General features: G+C 71.3%; 14 protein-coding genes and 1 pseudogene. 4 read left to right on the top strand and 11 right to left on the bottom strand.

Annotated features, from left to right (window positions below; genetic code table 11):
* The first annotated feature begins 34 nt into the window (after positions 1-34).
* Complete coding sequence (locus tag E6P78_RS27465; RefSeq protein ID WP_136206346.1) at positions 35-1,660, top strand: DHA2 family efflux MFS transporter permease subunit; 1,626 nt, start codon at positions 35-37, stop codon at positions 1,658-1,660.
* A 120-nt stretch (positions 1,661-1,780) separates the two neighbouring features.
* Positions 1,781-3,997: an MMPL family transporter gene (locus tag E6P78_RS27460; RefSeq protein ID WP_136206345.1), complete on the top strand. Its 2,217-nt coding sequence runs from the start codon at positions 1,781-1,783 to the stop codon at positions 3,995-3,997.
* 149 nt (positions 3,998-4,146) lie between these two features.
* Here the strand turns inward: E6P78_RS27460 and E6P78_RS27455 are convergent, their stop codons facing one another.
* The 5 genes from E6P78_RS27455 to E6P78_RS27435 form a co-directional block, all read right to left on the bottom strand.
* A complete protein-coding gene (locus E6P78_RS27455; RefSeq protein WP_136206344.1) occupies positions 4,147-5,217 on the bottom strand; it encodes a LacI family DNA-binding transcriptional regulator in 1,071 nt (356 codons plus the stop codon).
* Positions 5,202-6,923, bottom strand: coding sequence for an alpha-amylase family glycosyl hydrolase (locus E6P78_RS27450; protein ID WP_136206343.1), 1,722 nt, complete (start codon positions 6,921-6,923; stop codon positions 5,202-5,204). Before E6P78_RS27450 ends, E6P78_RS27455 begins: the two co-directional genes overlap by 16 nt.
* A gap of 106 nt (positions 6,924-7,029) precedes the next feature.
* A complete protein-coding gene (locus E6P78_RS27445) occupies positions 7,030-7,908 on the bottom strand; it encodes a carbohydrate ABC transporter permease (protein WP_136206342.1) in 879 nt (292 codons plus the stop codon).
* Positions 7,905-8,921: a sugar ABC transporter permease gene (locus E6P78_RS27440; RefSeq protein WP_136206341.1), complete on the bottom strand. Its 1,017-nt coding sequence runs from the start codon at positions 8,919-8,921 to the stop codon at positions 7,905-7,907. The genes E6P78_RS27445 and E6P78_RS27440 overlap by 4 nt, the downstream gene beginning before the upstream one ends.
* A 21-nt stretch (positions 8,922-8,942) precedes the next feature.
* On the bottom strand, positions 8,943-10,220 hold the full coding sequence (locus E6P78_RS27435; RefSeq protein ID WP_136206340.1) for an extracellular solute-binding protein: 1,278 nt from the start codon (positions 10,218-10,220) through the stop codon (positions 8,943-8,945).
* A gap of 378 nt (positions 10,221-10,598) precedes the next feature.
* Here E6P78_RS27435 and E6P78_RS27430 point away from each other — a divergent pair, with 378 nt between their 5' ends.
* Both E6P78_RS27430 and E6P78_RS27425 read left to right on the top strand, forming a co-directional pair.
* The gene (locus E6P78_RS27430; protein ID WP_136206339.1) at positions 10,599-11,663 is read left to right on the top strand and encodes a LacI family DNA-binding transcriptional regulator; all 1,065 of its coding nucleotides are present in this window, start codon (positions 10,599-10,601) and stop codon (positions 11,661-11,663) included.
* Between the two features lie 172 nt (positions 11,664-11,835).
* The gene (locus tag E6P78_RS27425) at positions 11,836-12,744 is read left to right on the top strand and encodes a phosphatase PAP2 family protein (protein WP_136206372.1); all 909 of its coding nucleotides are present in this window, start codon (positions 11,836-11,838) and stop codon (positions 12,742-12,744) included.
* 199 nt (positions 12,745-12,943) lie between these two features.
* Here the strand turns inward: E6P78_RS27425 and E6P78_RS27420 are convergent, their stop codons facing one another.
* From E6P78_RS27420 to E6P78_RS27390, 6 genes and pseudogenes are all read right to left on the bottom strand, one after another.
* On the bottom strand, positions 12,944-15,934 hold the full coding sequence (locus E6P78_RS27420) for a bifunctional [glutamine synthetase] adenylyltransferase/[glutamine synthetase]-adenylyl-L-tyrosine phosphorylase (RefSeq protein ID WP_136206338.1): 2,991 nt from the start codon (positions 15,932-15,934) through the stop codon (positions 12,944-12,946).
* Between the two features lie 312 nt (positions 15,935-16,246).
* A complete protein-coding gene (locus tag E6P78_RS27415) occupies positions 16,247-17,047 on the bottom strand; it encodes a putative protein N(5)-glutamine methyltransferase (RefSeq protein ID WP_136206337.1) in 801 nt (266 codons plus the stop codon).
* Between the two features lie 163 nt (positions 17,048-17,210).
* Positions 17,211-17,438: a hypothetical protein gene (locus E6P78_RS27410; RefSeq protein WP_136206336.1), complete on the bottom strand. Its 228-nt coding sequence runs from the start codon at positions 17,436-17,438 to the stop codon at positions 17,211-17,213.
* A gap of 108 nt (positions 17,439-17,546) precedes the next feature.
* A complete protein-coding gene (locus E6P78_RS27405; protein WP_168712716.1) occupies positions 17,547-18,728 on the bottom strand; it encodes an NADH:flavin oxidoreductase in 1,182 nt (393 codons plus the stop codon).
* A gap of 28 nt (positions 18,729-18,756) precedes the next feature.
* Positions 18,757-18,955 (bottom strand): annotated as a pseudogene (locus E6P78_RS33625) (peptidase E); the annotation flags it as partial.
* Between the two features lie 135 nt (positions 18,956-19,090).
* A complete protein-coding gene (locus E6P78_RS27390) occupies positions 19,091-19,501 on the bottom strand; it encodes an NUDIX domain-containing protein (RefSeq protein WP_136206333.1) in 411 nt (136 codons plus the stop codon).
* Positions 19,502-19,671: the final 170 nt, after the last annotated feature.

The following is a 19,671-nucleotide window of genomic DNA, read 5'->3' as shown; positions in this document are numbered from 1 at the left end:
ATCATCGAACTATTCCACCATGGAAGGTCTTGGTATGCGCAGCCCTTCTGCCACCCGCCGGTGGCTCGGCCTGATCGCGATCGCTTTGGGGGTGGCGCTGATCGTGGTGGACACCACGATCGTGAACGTGATCGTCCCCTCGGTCATCGAGGACCTGGACGCCACCTCAGTCCAGGCGCAGTGGATCCAGGAGTCGTACGCCATCGTTTTCGCGGCGCTGCTCCTGCTCACCGGCCGGCTGGCCGACATCTTCGGAGCCCGCCGGATCTTCGTCGGCGGCGTCGTCGTCTTCGGGGCGACCAGCGTGCTCGCCGGGCTCGCGCCCAACAGCGGGCTGCTCATCCTGGCCCGGTTCCTCCAGGGCGCCGGAGCGGCGATGCTGCTGCCGACCTCGCTGTCCCTGCTGAAGGCGACCTTCACCGGCAGGGCGCGCGGTCAGGCGTTCGCCGTGTGGGGCTCGACCATCGGCGCCGCCGCCGCCCTCGGCCCGCTGCTGGGCGGCTGGCTCGCCGAGCACGTCTCCTGGCGCTGGGCCTTCGGCATCAACGTGCCGCTGTCCGTGCTGGTCGGGGTCGGTGTGCTGCTGTACATGGCCCCCTCCCCCCGGACCCGGGGCCGTATCGATGTGCCGGGCGCGCTGCTGTCCGTGGCCGGTCTCGGGCTGCTCGCCTTCGGGCTGGTCGAGGGACGCACGTACGGCTGGATCACCACCGTGCACCCGCTGGACGTCCTCGGCCTCATCTGGTCCGGTGACCCCTCGCCCGTCCTGGTCGCCCTGGTCCTCTCGGCCGTCAGTCTCTACGCGTTCGTCCGGCGGCAGATCACGCTGGGCCGCAAGGGCGACGCGGACCGGGTCCTGATGGATGTGAGCCTGTTCTCCATCGCTTCGTTCCGGGGCGGCAACATCGCCACGCTGATCATCGGCATCGGCGAGTTCGGCGTCGTCGCCATCCTGCCGCTGTGGCTGCAGTTCACCCTCGGCTACAGCGCCCTGCAGGCCGGTCTCGCCCTCGTGCCCGTGGCCATCGGGTCCTTCGTCGCCAGCGGCGCCAGCTTCGGGATGGCCGCCAAGGTCTCCCCGCTCGGCCAGCTGCGCGTCGGGCTCGCGCTGGAGGTCGTCGGGCTCGCCGGAATCGGGCTGATCGCCGCCCCGGACAGTTCCTGGTGGCCCGTCTCCCTGGTGCTCTTCCTGTACGGGATCGGTGTCGGCTTCGCGACCGCCCAGGTCACCAACGTCGTCCTCAACGATGTCCCCGAAGCCAGCTCCGGGCAGGCCTCCGGGGTCCAGAGCGCCTTCCGCCAACTCGGCTCCGCTCTCGGCATCGCCGCCCTGACCACGGTGTTCTTCACCACGCTCAGCACCCGGCTGAACGACCGGCTCACCAGCGGCGGCCTGCCCGCGGACGAGGCGGACAAGCTCACCGGGGCCGTCACCGACAGCGCCGGGGCGGCCATCGGGCCCCTGGCAGCCAACCCGCAGACGGTCTCCGTCGCGGACGCGGCCCGCGCGGCGATGACGGACGGCGTCGTCCTCGGCGGTTACCTCGCCGCCGGGTTCGTCCTGCTGGGGCTCATCGCCTCCTTCCTCATCCCCGCCTCCCCCGCGGGGACGACGCCGGGAGTTGAACCGTCAGCGGACGCGGAAGCCGCGGACCGCTGACACCTCCCTGGTGCCGGAGTCGTGCACCGGCACCAGGGCGCCCGAAGCCGCTGCCGACTCCGGCCGCACTCGAGCCCCTTGCCCGTTACAGCCCATGCTCCAGACCGGAGGAACCCTTCCGTGGCACAGCTTCTCTACCGACTGGGCCGTATGGCTTTCCGACAACGCCGGTACATCACCCTCATGTGGGTAGCGCTACTGGCCGTCGCCGGTTTCGCCGCAGCCAATGCCCCCGCCGCACCGGACGACGAGGCCGGAATGCCGGGTACTGAGTCGCAGCGCGCTTTCGATCTCATGGACCAGCGCTTCCCCGGCGGGAAGTCCGACGGCGCCGATGCCCGGCTCGTCTTCGTCGCGCCGAACGGGCAGAAGGTGACGGCGACCGAGAACAAGAAGGCGATCGTCGACGCCGTCGACGCCGTCGCCAAGGGGGCGCAAACCGACTCGGCGCTCAACCCCTTCACGTCGCAGGCGGTGAGCGAGGACGGTTCGACCGCGTACGCCACCATCACGTACAAGGCCAAGGCCGCCGACCTCACCCAGGACTCGAAGTCGGGCCTCCAGGCCGCGGCCCAGACAGCTCGTGACGCCGGCCTGACCGTCGAGATCGGGGGCTCGGCGCTGGCCGAGGACGAGTTCGGCGGGTCCAGCGAGGTCTTCGGCGTCGTCGGCGCTGCCGTGATCCTGCTCATCACCTTCGGGTCGCTCGCCGCGGCCGGCATGCCGTTGCTGACGGCTCTGATCGGCGTCGGCGTCGGCGTCGCATCCATCACCGCTCTGGGCAGCACGCTGGGCCTGTCGCAGACCACCACGACGCTCGGGGTGATGCTCGGCTTGGCGGTCGGTATCGACTACGCGATGTTCATCGTCTCCCGCTACCGCGAGGAGCGGGTCAAGGGCCACGACCCCGAGAAAGCGGTGGGCCTGGCCGTCGGCTCAGCGGGTTCCGCGGTGGTCTTCGCCGGCCTGACCGTGGTGATCGCCCTGGCTGGGCTGTCCGTCATCGGCATTCCGATGCTGGCCAAGATGGGCCTGGCCGCCGCCGGAGTCGTCACCGTCGCCGTCGTCATCGCGCTGACGCTGGTGCCCGCGCTGCTGGGCTTCTTCCACCGCGCCGTGCTGCCCCGCAGGACGCGCAGGGCGAAGGAACCGGTCGCGTCGCAGGCGGGCAAGCCCAATGCGGGCACCCGATGGGCTCGGTTCGTCCTGCGCCGCCCGCTGCTGGTGCTCCTCCTCGGCGTGGTCGGCCTCGGCGTGATCGCCGTACCCGCCCTGGACCTCCAGCTAGGACTTCCCGGTGACGAGGTGAAGGCGACGTCCACCACGGAGCGCCGCGCCTACGACGATCTCGCCAGTGGGTTCGGCCCCGGTTTCAACGGCCCGCTGACCGTGGTCGTCGACGCCAAGGGTGCCGAGAACCCCAAGGCGGCAGCCGACACCGTCGCAGCCGAGGTCGCCGGAACCAAGGGAATCGTCTCGGTCTCCCCACCGGTCTTCAACAAGGCGGGCGACACCGCCCTGCTGAGCGCGGTGCCGTCCACAGCTCCGACCGACAGCCGGACCGACCAGGTCATCCACGACGTGCGCGAGCAGGCGGACCGCTTCAGGTCCGACACCGGAGCGACCGTCCTCGTCAGCGGCATGACCGCGATGAACATCGACGTCGCGCAGAAGGTGAAGAGCGCCCTCGTTCCCTACATCGCCATCGTGGTGGGCCTCGCCTTCCTGCTCATGATGGTGATCTTCCGCTCGGTCCTGGTACCGCTCAAGGCTGCTCTGGGCTTCCTGTTGTCGGTCTCCGCCGCGCTCGGAGCCGTGGTCGCGGTCTTCCAGTGGGGCTGGCTCTCCGGCTTCCTGGGCGTCGAGCAGACCGGGCCCATCCTCAGCATGATGCCGCTGTTCATGATCGGGATCGTGTTCGGACTCGCGATGGACTACGAGGTGTTCCTGGTGACCCGGATGCGCGAGGCATACGTCCGCGGCGACAGTCCCGGCGAGGCCGTTGTCTCCGGGTTCCGCAACAGCGCCAGGGTCGTCGTGGCCGCAGCGCTCATCATGATGGCCGTGTTCGGCGGATTCATCGGGGCGGGCGCATCCATGATCAAGATGATCGGCTTCAGCATGGCGATCGCCGTCTTCTTCGACGCCTTCGTCGTACGGATGGCGATCGTGCCCGCGGTTCTGGCGCTGCTCGGCGACAGGGCGTGGTGGCTGCCCCGGTGGCTGGAGAGGATTCTGCCGCACGTGGACGTGGAGGGCGAAGCGCTCACCCAGCCCCACGAGAAGGGTGAAGCGCCGCAGAGCTCCACCGAACCGGAGTCGGTGCTCGCGCGCTGACGCGGGCAGGTGGGGGCTGCCCGTGCGAAGACGGGCACCAGTCCAAGCGGGCGCCCCCGAGCGTGCGTCTGCCCGAGCCGACCGCCCGACGGGCTGGAACGCGGACGGGCCGGGCCCCCCTCCCGACCCGGCCCTGTTCCCGCGCCCGTTCAGACGCTGCGCAGCGCCGCCGTGGACCCGCGTACCACCAGCTCCGGCTGGAACACGTACTCCGTGCGCTGCACGGGGCTGCCGCCGATCTCCTCCAGCAGCGCGCCCACCGCGGCCGCCGCCATCGCCTGGACGGGCTGGCGCACCGTGGTCAGCGGCGGGTCGGTGAACGCGATGAGCTGGGAGTCGTCGAAGCCGACCACGGAGACGTCGCGCGGCACGTCCAGGCCGCGGTCCCGGGCGGCGCGGACCACCCCGAGCGCCATCAGGTCGCTGCCGCAGACGATGCCGGTGCACCCCTGGTCGAGCAGCGCGCCGGCCGCGACCTGGCCGCCCTCCACGCTGAACAGCGTGGAGCACACCAGGAGTTCGGCCTCCTCGCGGTCCAGGCCCAGCACGGAGACCGCGGCGTCCACGAAGCCGTCCCGCTTGCGGCGGGAGGGGACGTAGCGCTGCGGTCCGATGGCGAGGCCGATCCGGCGGTGGCCGAGTTCGGCGAGATGGCTCACGGCCATCCGCACGGCGGCGGTGTCGTCGGGCGATACGAACGGGGCGCTGATCCGCTCGTTGTAGCCGTTGATCAGGACGAACGGCACCCCGCGCTCGGTCAGCGCGGCGTAGCGCGCCGGGTCGGCGGAGGTGTCGGCGTGCAGCCCGGAGAGGAACACGATGCCGCCGACGCCGCGTTCGACGAGCTGCTCGACGAGTTCGTCCTCGGTGGCGCCGCCGGGCAGCTGGGTGCAGAGCACCGGCGTGTAGCCGTGGCCGGCGAGGACCTGCTCCACGGACTGGGCGAACGCCGGGAAGATCGGGTTGGTGAGCTCGGGGGTCACCAACCCGATCAGCCCGGCGCTGCGCTGCCGCAGCCGTACGGGGCGTTCGTATCCGAGGATGTCGAGCGCCGCGAGCACCCGCTGACGCGTGGTGTCCGCGACGCCCGGCTTGCCGTTGAGGACCCGGCTGACGGTCGCCTCGCTGACGGACGCCTGGCCCGCGATGTCCGACAGCCTGAGCGAGCCGCCCGCGCCGGGGCCCCGCGGCAGGGGGACGGTCGTCACACCGTCCACCACACCGTGGTGTCCGCGGGCAGCTCGATCGCGTCGCCGTCGGCCCGGACCGGGGCGCTGGACAGCAGCACGGTGCCCTGGACGGGGATACGGACCGGCTCGCCGGTCGTGTTGACGGTGCAGACGAAGCCGGGGCGGGCGAAGGACAGCAGCCCCTCGGGCGCGTCCAGCCACCGCACGTCGGTGCCGGCGCCGAGCCCGGGGTGCGCCCGGCGGGCGGCGATCGCGGCCCGGTACAGCTCCAGGGTGGAGCCGGCCGCACCGGTCTGCGCCTCGATGCTCAGCTCGCCCCAGCCCGCGGGCTGCGGGAGCCAGCTGCCGCCCGCGCCGAAGCCGTACGAGCTGCCCTCGCGGGTCCACGGGATCGGGACGCGGCAGCCGTCGCGGAAGCCGTCCTGGCCCTCGGCCCGGAAGAACGAGGGGTCCTGGCGGGCCTCGTCGGGCAGGTCGGTGACGTCGGGCAGGCCCAGCTCCTCGCCCTGGTAGACGTAGGCGGAGCCGGGCAGCGCCAGCATCAGCAGGCTGGCCGCGCGGGCCCGGCGCAGGCCCAGCTCGCGGTCGCCGGCGGTACGGATCTGGGTGCCGAGGCCCGCCGGGTTGGCGAAGCGGGTGGCGTGCCGGGTGACGTCGTGGTTGGAGAGCACCCAGGTGGTGGGGGCGCCGACCGGGCGCATCGCGTCGAGCGAGGTGTCGATGACCTCGCGCAGCGCGGCGGCGTCCCAGGCGGTCGCCAGGTACTGGAAGTTGAAGGCCTGGTGCATCTCGTCGGGGCGCACGTAGTTGGCGGTGCGCTCGACGGTCGGGGTCCAGGCCTCGGCCACGAGGATGCGCCCGCCCGTCGCCCGCCGCCGCCCTTCCGGTCCTTCGGGCCCGTTGTTCTCGGGGTACTCGTCGAGGATGGTGCGCCAGCTGCGGTAGATCTCGTGCACACCGTCCTGGTCGAAGAACGGCATGACATCGTTTCCGAGCAGCTTCAGCTGGTCGTGGGTGCCGAGGTCGGGCAGCCCCTCGGCCTTGACCAGGCCGTGCGCGACGTCGACCCGGAAGCCGTCGACGCCCATGTCGAGCCAGAAGCGCAGGATCGAGCGGAACTCGTCGGCGACGGCCGGGTGCTCCCAGTTGAAGTCGGGCTGCTCGGGCGCGAAGAGGTGGAGGTACCACTCGCCGGGGGTGCCGTCCGGGCCGGTGGTCCTGGTCCAGGCCGGGCCGCCGAAGATGGACTCCCAGTCGTTGGGCGGGAGTTCGCCGTCGACGCCCTTGCCGGGGCGGAAGTGGTAGCGGTCGCGCAGGGCGGAGCCGGGGCCCTCGGCGAGCGCGCGCTTGAACCACTCGTGCTGGTCGGAGGAGTGGTTGGGCACCAGGTCCACGATGATCCGCAGGCCCAGGTCGTGGGCGTCGCGGATCAGCGCGTCGGCGTCCAGCAGGGTGCCGAACATCGGGTCGATGGCCCGGTAGTCGGCGACGTCGTAGCCGGCGTCGGCCTGCGGGGAGGCGTAGAACGGGCTGAGCCAGACCGCGTCGACGCCGAGGTCCTTGAGGTACGGGAGCCGGGCGGTGACGCCTGCGAGGTCGCCCATGCCGTCGCCGTTGCCGTCGGCGAAGCTGCGCGGATAGACCTGGTAGATCACCGCGTCCTGCCACCAGCCGGTGCGGTGGCCCGGGGCGTCGTCGGACGTGCCGGTGGAGGGGGCAGCGAGGTGCTGGGTCATGTCGTCCCTGGGGTGTCTGGGTGGGGGCGGCGCCGGGACCGGGTCGGGATGCCGGCGCCACCGTGACTGGTGCGTGCGGGTCGTACGGGCGTGCCGCTGAGGACGCTCAGCCCTTGACGGCTCCGGCGGACATGCCGGTGACAAGGTGCTTCTGCGCGAACAGGAACACCAGGGCCGCGGGTATCGCGATCAGTACGGACGCGGCGGTCATCGGACCCCACTGGGCCCCGTACCGGTTGACGAACAGCTGGAGTCCGCCCGCGAGCGTGAGGTTGTCCTCGCCGACCAGGAAGGCGGAGGCGTACGCCACCTCGCCCCAGGCGGTGATGAAGGAGTAGAACGCGGTGACGGCGAGGCCGGGCTTGGCCAGCGGCAGGACGAGCCGCCAGAACGTGCCGAACGGGGTGAGGCCGTCGACCTGCCCCGACTCGTCGATCTCGCGCGGGATGGTGTCGAAGAAGCCCTTCATCATCCAGGCGCAGAACGGCACCGAGATGGTGAGGTAGGTGATGACCAGACCGGCCGGCTTGTTGAGCAGGCCCATGCTGGCCATGATGTTGTAGATCGGCACGATGAGGACGGCGACCGGGAACATCTGGGTGATCAGCAGCGTCCACATCAGCCCGCGCTTGCCGGGGAAGCGGAAGCGGCTGACGGCGTAGCCGGTGGAGGCGGAGACGATGACGCCGATGAGCGTGGTGAGCCCCGCGACGATCAGCGAGTTGCCGAACCAGGTCAGGAACTTCGTGTCCTTGATGAGGTTCGTGTAGTTCTCGAACGTCGTGTCCTTGAAGAAGTCCGTGGTGGTCGCGAACTCGGCCGGCTTCAGCGAGGTGAGCAGGACCCAGAGCACGGGGAAGACCGCGATCACGGACGCGACGATCAGCGTCAGGTGCAGGGCCGTGGAGGCCAGCGGCGAACGCTCGCCGCGGCGCCGGACCTTGGGCGCGGAGTGCCGCGCGGTGGGGGTGGTTGCGGTGGTCACCAGTCATCTCCCTGAGTGCGCAGGACCCGCCGGTAGATGGTGGCGAAGATCAGCAGGAGTACGAGGATCAGCACGCCCCAGGTGGAGGACTGCGCGAAGTCGCGCGGACTGATCTCGAAGGAGAACTTGTACGCCTGCGTCACCAGGATCTGGGTGGCGTCGCCGGGTCCGCCGCCGGTGAGCAGGAAGATCACCGGGAACATGTTGAAGGTCCAGATGGTGGAGAGCAGGATCACGGTCGTGGAGACCGGGCGCAGTCCGGGCAGCGTGACGTGGCGGAAGCGCTGCCAGGCGGTGGCGCCGTCCATCTCCGCGGCCTCGTACTGCTCGCTGGGGATGGACTGCAGGCCGCCGAGCAGGGCGACCATGATGAACGGCACGCCGAGCCACACGTTGACGGCGATGACGGACAGCTTCGCCCAGGTGGGGTCGCCGAGCCAGTCGATGCCGCCGAAGCCGCCGCCGGAGAGGATCTTGTTGAGCAGCCCGCGGTCGTTGTTGTACAGGAAGCGCCAGGCGAAGACGGAGACGAAGCCGGGGACGGCCCAGGGCAGGATGAGGGCCATCCGGTAGGCGGAGCGACCGGCGATCCTGCGGTTGAGGATGTTGGCGAGGGCCATGCCGAGGGCGAAGGTGATGGCCACGCAGGAGACCGTCCACACCAGGGTCCACCCGAGCGTGCCGAGGAACTGTTCGCCGGTGAGGGCGTCGGCGTAGTTGTCCAGGCCGACGAACTTGTACGTGGCGGGCAGGTGGTTGACACCGATGGACCGCGCGACGTTGCGCTCGTTGGCGTCGGTCAGCGACAGGTAGATGCCGCGGACCAGCGGATAACCGATGATCACGCCGATCACGATGACGACCGGGGCCACCATCGTCCAGGCGTACCAGTGCGTCGACAGGGCCCGCCGGAGCTTGCCCGGCGGCGGGGGGTTGCCAGTACCGCGGCTCCGGCCGCGGGCGACGTCGTCGCCCGCGGCCTTCGCCACCGACTGGCTGGTGTGGACAGCCATCAGCCGGCCTGCCTTCCTGAGTTACTTCCAGCCGTCAAGGAGCTTGCGGTAGGAGGCGCCGGTCGTCTTGACCGCCTTCTCCGGGGTGGTCTGACCGGTGAGGACCTTGGTGTACTCGGTGACGAGCGGCGCGAAGAGGCTGCCGGTCTCCGGAATCCAGGGGCGCTCGACGGCGCTCTCGACGACCGGCTTGAAGAAGCCGACGATCTCGTTGTCGACCACGGACTCCTCGGCGTAGGCGGAGGTGCGGGTCGGCAGGAGGTTGAGCTCCTTGGTGACCTGGGCCTGCGTCTTGACGGAGGTCATGTAGTCGACGAAGGCGTAGGAGGCCTCAAGGTTCTTGGAACCGGCGTAGACGGCCAGGTTGTGACCGCCCTGCGGGGCGCCCTGTGCGGCGGAGCCGGCCGGGACCGGGGCGACGCCGAGGTTCGCCTTGTCCTTGAACTCCTTGCCGGCGTACGTGTCGGCGACGGCCCACGGGCCGTTGATCATCATCGCGACGTCGCCGTCCTTGAAGGACGCCTGCATGTTGTCCCAGCCGTCCGTCGCGTCGGTCTTCGCGACGCCGGAGTCGACCAGGTCCTTGACGAGCTTCATCGCCTTGACGCCGGCCGCGTCGTCGATGGTGACGGACTTGTCCGCGGCGTTGACCATGTCGCCGCCCTCGCCGTACAGGAAGGGCAGGAACCAGTACGCGTCGTCGCCGCGCAGGTAGAGGCCGGTCTTACCGGTCTTCGACTTGATCTTCTTGGAGGCGGACTTCAGCTCGTCGATGGTGGTGGGGACCTCGACGCCGGCCTCCTTGAAGATCTTCTTGTTGTAGAAGATGCCCAGGGAGTCGATCACCTGCGGAACGGCGAACGTCTTGCCGTTGTACTTGGTGGACGCGGCGGCCTGCTTCAGGAAGTCGCTCTCCTTCTGGAGGGCGGAGGTGCCGTCCAGCGGGGCGAGGTAGCCGAGGTCCGCGAACTCGGGGGTCCAGGCGACCTCGGAGCGGATCACGTCGGGGGCGCCGGAGCCCGCCTGAGCCGCGTTCTTGAACTTGTTCTGCGCGTCACCGAAGGGCACGTTGACGTACTTGACGTCGACCTCCGGGTGCAGTTTCTCGAAGCCCTCGGCGATCTTCTTGAAGACCTTGTCCTCACTGCCCGCGGTGGAGGTGTCCCACCACGTGACGGTGCCCGAGAGCTCGCCCGAGCTCTTCGAGGTGCTGTCGGAACTGTCGTCATCGCTGCCGCAGGCGGTCGCCGCGAGCGCCAGGGCCGCGACCAGGGCGGTGGCCGTTATGCCACGTCGCATCTGAACTCCTTCAACTGCCGTACCGCTCCGTCGCGGCGCCGGGTCGACGTGAACGTAACAAGGATGAAAGACGACCGAAAGAGTTTGCGGAAGATTTCTGCAAGCTCCGGCGATCGTTACATTGGCGTGTCCTCAAGGTTGCCGTCAAGCCTCTTGACGGAACCCGTCGATCCCTGACAGGAGCGGGTCACCAGCCGCGATTCCGCAGTGCGACGATCCGACCGCAGCCGGCGAACCACCTCCGCAAGAGTTTGCAAGACGTTGCTACGGGCCACTCCTGACCCCGTCCCCCGCCTGCAAGCCCGCCCTCCCCCGGCGCCCCCGCCCGATTCCCCGCATGGTGGGCAATCCGACCCGCTCCCGGTACAGTCCAATGCCATGACCGCACGGCTTGCCGATATCGCAACTCAGGCGGGGGTCAGCGAAGCGACGGTCAGCCGCGTACTGAACGGCAAGCCCGGGGTTGCCGCTGCCACCCGCGAATCCGTCCTCGCCGCGCTCGACGTCCTCGGCTACGAACGGCCCGTACGTCTGCGCAGGCGCAGCGCGGGGCTCGTCGGCCTGATCACGCCCGAGCTGGAGAACCCCATCTTCCCGGCGCTCGCCCAGGTCATCGGGCAGGCGCTGACCCGGCAGGGCTACACCCCGGTGCTGGCGACCCAGACGCCGGGCGGCTCCACCGAGGACGAGCTGACGGAGATGCTGGTCGACCGGGGCGTCTCCGGGATCATCTTCGTCTCCGGGCTGCACGCGGACACCTCCGCCGACATGCAGCGCTACGAACAACTGCGCGCGCAGGGCGTGCCCTTCGTCCTGGTCAACGGCTTCTCGCCCAAGGTGCAGGCGCCGTTCATCTCGCCGGACGACCGGGCCGCGATGCGGCTGGCGGTGACCCATCTGGTGTCGCTGGGCCACACCCGGATCGGGCTGGCGGTCGGCCCGAAGCGCTTCGTCCCCGTGCTCCGCAAGATCGAGGGCTTCCACACCACGATGCGGGAGCAGTTGGACCTCACGGCGGACGAGGTCGAGGAGCTGATCCAGCACTCCCTGTACACGCTCGAAGGCGGTCAGGCGGCGGCGTCGGCGCTGATGGAGCGGGGCTGCACGGCGGTGGTGTGCGCGAGCGACATGATGGCGCTCGGTGCGATCCGGGCCGCCCGCCGGCTCTCCCGGGAGGTCCCGCGCGACGTCTCGGTCGTGGGCTACGACGACTCGCCGCTCATAGCGTTCACCGACCCGCCGCTGACCACGATCCGCCAGCCGGTCACGGCGATGGGCCAGGCCGCGGTGCGCACCCTCCTGGAGGAGATCGGCGGCACGCCCGCCCCGCACAGCGAGTTCGTCTTCATGCCGGAGCTGGTCGTACGCGGCTCGACGGCCGCGGGCCCCGGCACGGCCGCCAACGCCCCGGCCGCTCTCCCAGGATCGCACGCGCGCCCGTAACGGGCCTGTCCGGCGGGATTCAGGGCCTCACGCGGGCCCGCCCGGACGTGCAACCCGCTCCCGGCCGGAGGATCATCGGGCGGAGAGGGCAAATCTGGCAGACTCTGTGCCTATGGGTGAATTGAGCGTGAAACGACAGGAAGGCCGCACGGAGGCCACCCCGTCACCCATCGTGAACGAGGCGGCTCCCGAGGCGAACACGAAGCAATCCGGTCGCGCGCACGGGATCGGCAGGGCGCTCGACAGACCGCTCGGCCACGTCGTGTCACGGCTGCGCTCCCCACGGTCGCCCCGGCGGCCCCGGCTCTGGTTCGAAATCCTGCTCATCGCGATGAGTTACTGGCTGTACTCGCTGGTGCGCAACGCGGTCCCGGAGCAGAAGACGGCGGCCCTGGCCAACGCGGACTGGCTGTGGTCGGTCGAGCGGTTCCTCGGCATCGCCGCGGAGCAGTCGGTCAACCACGCGGTGAACTCGGTGACATGGCTCATCGTGTCGATGAACTACTACTACGCGACACTGCACTTCATCGTCACGATCAGTGTGCTCGTATGGTTGTTCCGCCGGCACCCGGGCCGGTACGCAGCGGCCCGGCTGGCCCTGTTCGCGACCACGGCGGTCGCGCTCCTCGGCTACTACCTGTACCCGTTGGCGCCGCCCCGCCTGATGCACGGCGGCCACTTCATCGACACCGTCCTGGTCCACCAGACCTGGGGCTCGATGGCGTCGGGCAACTTCAAGAACATGTCGAACCAGTACGCGGCGATGCCGTCGATGCACATCGGCTGGTCGCTGTGGTGCGGCCTCACCGTCTTCGCCCTGGCCTCGGCCCCCTGGGCGCGCATCCTGGGCCTGCTGTACCCGACGGTGACCCTGATGGTCATCGTGTCGACGGCGAACCACTTCTGGCTGGACGCGGTGGGCGGCGTGGCGTGCCTGGCGTTCGGTTACGCGGTGTCGTACGCGTGGTACGGGTCGCTGCCGCACCGGCTGCCGAAGCGGATCGCGCCGAAGACGGCGCGCAGGCCGCGGCTGAGCGCCCTGTCGGCGCAGCCACGCGAGGCGGCGGCGAGCCGGCACTAGCCCCGGGGCTCCGCCCCGGACCCCGCTCCTCGAGCGCCGCAGGGGCTGATTTCGCCCCCGCCGGCGATCAAAGCCCGGCCGGCTCCGGGACCGGGCCCCTCCCGCAGGAGAAAGCCGACCCGCGGCGCAGTCAAGCCCCTCCGGCGATTGAGGAGCGGGGTGCGGGGCAGCGCCCCGCAAGCCCCCGGGGGGCCGCACCTCACCCCCCGTAGAACCGCTCCTCCACCACTCCCCGCGCCCGCCGCGTGATGCGGCGGTAGTCGTCCAGCATGTCGCCGACGTGCCCCTCCTCGTACCCCAGGTACCGGCCCACCGCGGTCAGCTCGCGCGGCACCGAGGGGAACGTGTCGCCGGGCCGGCCCCGTACGAGCATCACGGCGTTGCGCACCCGTGTCGCCAGGACCCACGCCTCGTCCAGGGTCTGCGCGTCCTCCTCGGAGATCAGCTCCGCCGCACACGCCGTCGCCAGTGCCTGGCGGGTGCGGGTGGTCCGCAGGCCGGGCACCGACCGGGCGTGCTGCATCTGCATCAGCTGGACGGTCCACTCGACGTCGCTCAGCCCGCCCCGCCCCAGCTTGGTGTGGAGGGTCGGGTCCGCGCCGCGCGGCATCCGCTCGGACTCCATGCGGGCCTTGAGCCGCCGGATCTCACGGACCGCGTCCTCCCCGAGGCCCCGGGCCGGATACCGCAGCGGGTCGATCAGCGCGATGAAGTCCGCGCCCAGGTCCATGTCCCCCGCCATCGGTTCGGCCCGCAGCAGGGCCTGGCTCTCCCACCCCAGCGACCACCGCCGGTAGTACGCTCCGTACGACTTCAGGGTGCGCACCAGCGGGCCGCTCTTGCCCTCGGGGCGCAGGTCGGGGTCGATGATGAGCGGCGGGTCGGCGGTGGGCAGCTGGAGCAGCCGGCGCATCTCGGAGACCACCCGGTTCGCGGCCCTGCTCGCCTCCTGCTCGTCCACGCCCTCGCGCGGCTCGTGGACGAAGAGGACGTCCGCGTCGGAGCCGTAGCTCAGCTCGTGCCCGCCGAAGCGGCCCATGCCGATGACCGCGAACCGGGTGGGCAGGGTGTCGCCCCACTCCGCGCGGACGGCGGCCCGCAGCGCCCCGGCGATGGTGACGGCGTTCAGGTCGGTGACGGCGCCGCCGACCCGGTCGACGAGGGCGCCCGGGTCGGACTCGGCGGGGCTGTCCTCCGTGCCGTAGGAGCCGATGAGGTCGGCGGCCGTCGTACGGAACAGCTCGCGCCTGCGCACCCCGCGCACCACCGCGACGGCCGACTCCGCGTCGCCGGCGCGGCCCACGGCGGCCAGCACCTCCTGTTCCAGGTGTGCGCGGCTGCGGGGGGCGAGGCCGTGCGGGTCGCCGAGGATGGCGACGGCCTCGGGGGCGCGCAGCAGCAGGTCGGGGGCGAGCCGGCCGGCCGACAGGACCCGGGCGAGGTTCTCCGCCGCGGCCCCCTCGTCGCGCAGGAGCCGCAGGTACCAGGGGGTCTTGCCGAGCGCGTCGGACACCTTGCGGAAGCCGAGGAGGCCGGCGTCCGGGTCGGCGGAGTCCGCGAACCAGCCGAGCAGCACGGGCAGCAGGGTGCGCTGGATGGCCGCCTTGCGCGACACCCCGGAGGACAGGGCCTCCAGGTGCCGCAGGGCCGCCGCCGGGTCCTCGTAGCCGAGGGCCACGAGCCGGTGGCCGGCGGCCTTCGTGCTGAGCCGGGACTCGCCGGGCGTGAGCTGGGCGACGGCGTCGAGCAGCGGCCGGTAGAACAGCTTCTCGTGCAGCCGGCGCACCACGGAGGCGTGCCGCTTCCAGGCCTGGTTGAGCTCGGCGATGGGGTCGGTGCGCAGCCCGAGGGAGCGGCCGAGGCGGCGCAGGTCGGGCTCGTCGTCGGGGACGAGGTGGGTGCGGCGCAGCCGGTAGAGCTGGATGCGGTGTTCCATGGCGCGCAGGAAGCGGTAGGCGTCGTCCAGCTGTACGGCGTCGACGCGCCCCACGTATCCGCCGTCGGCGAGCGCCCCCAGCGCCTCCAGGGTCGATCCGCTGCGCAGGGCGGCGTCGCTGCGGCCGTGGACGAGCTGGAGGAGCTGGACGGCGAACTCGACGTCCCGCAGCCCGCCGGGGCCGAGCTTCAGCTCCCGGTCGACGCGGTCGGCGGGGATGGTGTCCACGACGCGGCGGCGCATCTTCTGCACGTCGGGGACGAAGTTCTCCCGGTCGGCGGCCTGCCAGACGAGCGGCGAGACGGCTTCGACGTACTCGGCGCCGAGCGCCGGGTCGCCGGCCACCGGCCGGGCCTTGAGGAGCGCCTGGAACTCCCAGGTCTTGGCCCAGCGCTGGTAGTAGGCGAGGTGCGAGGAGAGCGTGCGCACCAGGGGCCCGTTGCGGCCCTCTGGGCGGAGGTTGGCGTCGACGGGCCAGATGGTGCCCTCGACGGTCGTGTCGGAGCAGATCCGCATGAGGTGTGCGGCGAGCCGGGTGGCGGCCTGCATGGCCTTGCTCTCCTCGGCGCCGTCGACGGGTTCCGCGACGAAGATGACGTCGACGTCGGACAGGTAGTTCAGTTCGTGGCCGCCGCACTTGCCCATGGCGACGACCGCGAGCCGGCACTGCGCGGCGTCGTCGGGGGCGGCCGCTGAGGCGATGCGCAGTGCGGCCCGCAGCGTCGCGGTGGCGAGGTCGGCCAGCTCGGCGGCGGTCTCGGCGACGTCGGTGGTGCCGCAGACGTCCCGGGCCGCGATGGACAGCAGGCACCGCCGGTAGCCGACGCGCAGCCCGTCCGGGTCCTCGGCCCCGGCCAGCTCCTGCTCGAACTCGGCGACCCCGGGGTGCAGATCGGTGGCCTCGTACGTGACGAGAACCTGCCAGTCGCGGGGGTGGCGCGCCAGGTGGTCGCCGAGCGCCTCGGACGCCCCCAGCACCCCGAGCAGCCGGTCCCGCAGGGGCTTGGCCGTGACCAGCGTGTCCAGCAGGATCTGCCGCTGGCCCGCCTCCTCGGCCTCGACCAGCCGGACCAGGCCGCGCAGCGCCAGATCGGGGTCGGCGGTGGCCCCGAGGGCGTCGAGGAGCACGGAGTCGGAGCGTACGGAGGAGAGGTCGGGCAGGTCGAGCAGCCGCTCGGCGGCGGACGGGTCGGTGAAACCGTGCCGCAGCAGTCTGGTGAACGTACTGCTCCTGCGCCCCGGCATCATCGTCATTCCGCGCCCTCCTGCTCGCCGCCCGCATAGCCTTCAGCCTGCCGAGCCTAGCCCGGCGCCCCTTGATTCGGAGACTGCGAGTGACCGTGATCCGCCGCGCCATCACGGCACTGCGGCTGCCCGCAGCAGCGGCTCGGTGAGAACCGTCCCGGTCCTGCCGGGCGTCTTGATCCCCGAGTGAGCGCGAACCGTTGAGACCGCCCCTCCTTCTCCGCACCTCCTGGTGGGACGAGGACACCGCGCCGCCCCGGCCCGGGGACCGGCTGCACGCCGTCGTGCGTGACGCCACGCGCCCACGCCCCGAAGAGGACTTCAGCTCACCGCTCGGCCCGGCCGGGCCCCCATCACGACGGTGGCGTACAGCTCGTCGCAGGAGACGACGCGTGGGACGAGCCCGCTGTCGCCGATGACCCGGGCGGCGCGTTCCGCCTGCCGTTCGCTCGTCTCGACCAGGAGGCTGCCGCCGGGGGCCAGCCAGCGGGGGGCCTCGGCGGCGACCCGGCGCAGGACGTCGAGGCCGTCGCCGCCGCCGTCGAGCGCGACGAGCGGTTCGTGGACGCGCGCCTCGGCGGGCAGCAGGGCGACGTCCTCGGTCGGTACGTACGGCACGTTGGCGAGCAGCACGTCGACGCGCCCGCGCAGGGAGCCGGGCAGCGGGGCGAAGAGGTCGCCCTCGTAGACCTCGCCGCGGTCCCCGATGTTGCGCCGGGCGCAGCGTACGGCGGCGGGCTCGACGTCGGCGGCGTGGAGTTCGACGCGGTCCAGGGCGGCGGCGAGCGCGGCGCCGAGCGCGCCCGAGCCGCAGCACAGGTCCACGACGACGGCCGGTTCGGGGGCGAGGGCGACCGCCTGGCGGATCAGGAACTCGGTGCGGCGGCGGGGTACGAACACGCCGGGGTCCACGGCGATGCGCAGCCCGTTGAACTCGGCCCAGCCGAGGACGTGTTCAAGGGGGTGGCCGGCGGCGCGGCGCTCCACCATGGCGGTGAGTTCGGCGGGTCCGGCGGCGGTGGCGGCGATGAGACCGGCCTCGTCCTCCGCGAAGACGCAGCCGGCGGCACGCAGGGCGGCGACGAGGGTGGAGAGGGCGGTCGGTGACAGGGGGACCGGCATGGTGCGGAGCCTTTCGGAGGAACGCCGAGGGGTGCTCCGCAGCCGGTCAGGTCCGGCCGGCCACGCGATCGCTGGGGGTGAGCACCCGGGTCGATACAGCGGTAATGGGGCCCACCTCCTTGGTCATGTCCCGGTACGGGGTGCGAAAGACTACCTCAGGCCCTCAGTGTTTGCGGTACCGGTAGTCGTTGCCGCCGTCGACGAAGCGGTTGTGGACGGCGACCGAGGTGTTGGCGGCGCGGATGTTGCGTATCTCCGCGCTGTGGTGGCGTTCGATCTCCTGGCCGTCGAAGTTGTCCGTACGGCGTCTGCGCTGCTGCGACGTCAGCTTCGCGATCAAAAAGACGACCGCGCTCAGGAGCAGCCCGAGCAGTATGAGGACCGCGTGCATCGTGTCCCTCCCCCGTTCCCCGTTCACGGCCCGCGGGCTCGTGATCCTCCGCCCATTGTCGGTTACCGGCGGGGGGGTAGTCCAGGCCCACCACCGCTGCCGCCACCACTACGCCAATGGGCAGTGGGTTCCGGTGTAGATGGTGGGCATGCAGCGATTGCAGTGGACGCAGCCGGACACCGTGGCCGGGTCGCCCCCGATGCGGCGCAGCAGGTCGGGCTCGCGCAGCAGGGCGCGGGCCATGGCGACGAAGTCGAAGCCCTCGGCCATGGCGCGGTCCATGCCCTCCCGGTCGGTGATCCCGCCGAGGAGGATCAGCGGCAGACCGAGCGCGGCCCGGAAGTGGCGGGCGTCGTCCAGCAGATAGAGCGGCCGGTAGGGGTACGTACGGAAGAAGGCGCGCCCGAGGGCCCGGATGGCGAGGCGTTGCGGGAGCGGGAAGTCGGCCGCGAACTCGGTGACGGGGGCGTCGCCCCGGAAGAGGTACATGGGGTTGAGCAGGGAGCTGCCGGCGGTGAGTTCGAGGGCGTCGACGCTGCCGTCCTCCTCCAGCCAGCGGGCGACCTGAAGGCTCTCCTCCACGGTGAGCCCGCCGGGCGCCCCGTCCTTCATGTTCAGCTTGGCGGTGATGGCGAGCCGGTCGCCCAGCGCCTCGCGTACGGCCCGCGCGATATCGAGCGCCACGGTGGCCCGGGCCCGCAGGGGCCCGCCATAGGCGTCGGTACGCCGGTTCAGCCGGGGGCTGAGGAAGGCGCTGGCCAGGTAGTTGTGGCCGAGATGGATCTCCACCGCGTCGAACCCGGCCTCGGCCGCGAGCAGGGCCGCGTCGGCGTGGGCGGTCACGACCCGGGCGATGTCCTCGGCGGTGGCGGCCTTGTTGCGGCGCATGCTGAGCGGGTCGAACCCGCCCGTCGGCGCGAGGGAGGCCACCCCGTTGGACCGCCCGTCGGCCACCGGCCCGGCATGCCCGAGCTGAGCGCTGACGGCGGCCCCGGCCCCGTGCACCGCCTCGGTCAGCCTCCGCAGCCCGGGCAACGCCTCGGCCCGCATCCACACCTGCCGCCGCTCGGTCCGCCCCTCCGGCGACACCGCGCAGTACGCCACGGTGGTCATCCCGACACCACCCTCGGCGGGGCGCAGGTGGTAGTCGATGAGCTCCTGCGTCACGAGCGCCTCGGGGGTGGCCCCTTCGAAGGTGGCCGCCTTGATGACCCGGTTGCGCAGCCTGAGCGGCCCGAGCCGGGCCGGGGCCAGCACATCGGGTACGACACGTTTCTCTCCGCCCGCCATGGGGCGGAGCATGACATGGATCTGACGATTAGTCAGCAACCGTGCGCGGCATCGCCGCACCGAGCCGCCCGCACGGCAGGGCACGTTCCTGAAACGCCTCCGCACCCGTCCGGCTCCACCCGGTACAGCCGGGCCCGGCCCGTGCGCGTCACCGCCTCGACCAGCCGGCCGCCGCCGAAGAGGGCGCCGACGCCGCCCTCCACCGCCCACCCGGCCGGCAGCGCGCCGCGTCGTCCCACGGCGTGACGTACCCGGCCTTCGGTTCCCCGGGAAAGTGCCGCCGTACACCGGCGACCCATGCCTCACGGAACAACCGGGCACCTTCGGCCTGCGACATGCCTAACCCTCTCCTCACGGTGTGTTCAGCATGAACGAGCGAACTTCTTGCCATCGTGTGCGCGCACACGGGGTGCGCCATCCAGCAGGGCATCGGCGACCCGGACCGCGTAGACCTCGGCCATGCGGCCGGCCACCTCGTCCGGAGTCAGCCACTCGACTGCCGTGGTTTCGTCGGACAGTTGCTCGTACCCGCCTTCGGTGCGGCAACGGAAGACCAGGGCGACGATGCCTCGCGACGTGTTCTTGTAGACCCCGGTTAACCGGCCCACCCGCACCCTGATGCCGGTCTCCTCGTAGACCTCGCGTCGGACGCCGTCCTCCGGGGACTCGGCCAATTCGAGCACACCCCCGGGCGGCTCCCATGCCCCGTTGTCGGCACGCCTGATCGTGAGCACCCGGCCGTCCTCCCGGACGACGACTCCGGCTACGGACACGGAGTGGAGCGAAGTTGACGGGGTCTCCTGGCGGATGTTACTCAGAGGGCGGTAAGTGACGTCCTGCCCGTTTCGCGCTTGCTGCTGGGGCTGGTGGCGGCCTCTCCGGGTGGTTATGGCCGTGGCTGGGTGAACAATCCTTGCCTGAGCTCGACCAGGATCCTGCGCTC

This window comes from Streptomyces sp. A0958, from assembly GCF_004795035.1.
Classification (GTDB): domain Bacteria; phylum Actinomycetota; class Actinomycetes; order Streptomycetales; family Streptomycetaceae; genus Streptomyces.
The sequence above is the reverse complement of the archived record's forward strand: the minus strand, read 5'-3'. Positions and strand labels throughout refer to the sequence as shown.

Excerpts from the sequence above, each read along its gene's own strand:
- E6P78_RS27420 (WP_136206338.1), bottom strand. The coding sequence starts at position 15,934 with ATGACGATGATGCCGGGGCGCAGGAGCAGTACGTTCACCAGACTGCTG.
- E6P78_RS27405 (WP_168712716.1), bottom strand. The coding sequence starts at position 18,728 with ATGGCGGGCGGAGAGAAACGTGTCGTACCCGATGTGCTGGCCCCGGCC.
- E6P78_RS27415 (WP_136206337.1), bottom strand. The coding sequence starts at position 17,047 with ATGCCGGTCCCCCTGTCACCGACCGCCCTCTCCACCCTCGTCGCCGCC.
- E6P78_RS27410 (WP_136206336.1), bottom strand. The coding sequence starts at position 17,438 with ATGCACGCGGTCCTCATACTGCTCGGGCTGCTCCTGAGCGCGGTCGTC.
- E6P78_RS27435 (WP_136206340.1), bottom strand. The coding sequence starts at position 10,220 with ATGCGACGTGGCATAACGGCCACCGCCCTGGTCGCGGCCCTGGCGCTC.
- E6P78_RS27440 (WP_136206341.1), bottom strand. The coding sequence starts at position 8,921 with ATGGCTGTCCACACCAGCCAGTCGGTGGCGAAGGCCGCGGGCGACGAC.
- E6P78_RS27465 (WP_136206346.1), top strand. The coding sequence starts at position 35 with ATGCGCAGCCCTTCTGCCACCCGCCGGTGGCTCGGCCTGATCGCGATC.
- E6P78_RS27450 (WP_136206343.1), bottom strand. The coding sequence starts at position 6,923 with ATGACCCAGCACCTCGCTGCCCCCTCCACCGGCACGTCCGACGACGCC.
- E6P78_RS27430 (WP_136206339.1), top strand. The coding sequence starts at position 10,599 with ATGACCGCACGGCTTGCCGATATCGCAACTCAGGCGGGGGTCAGCGAA.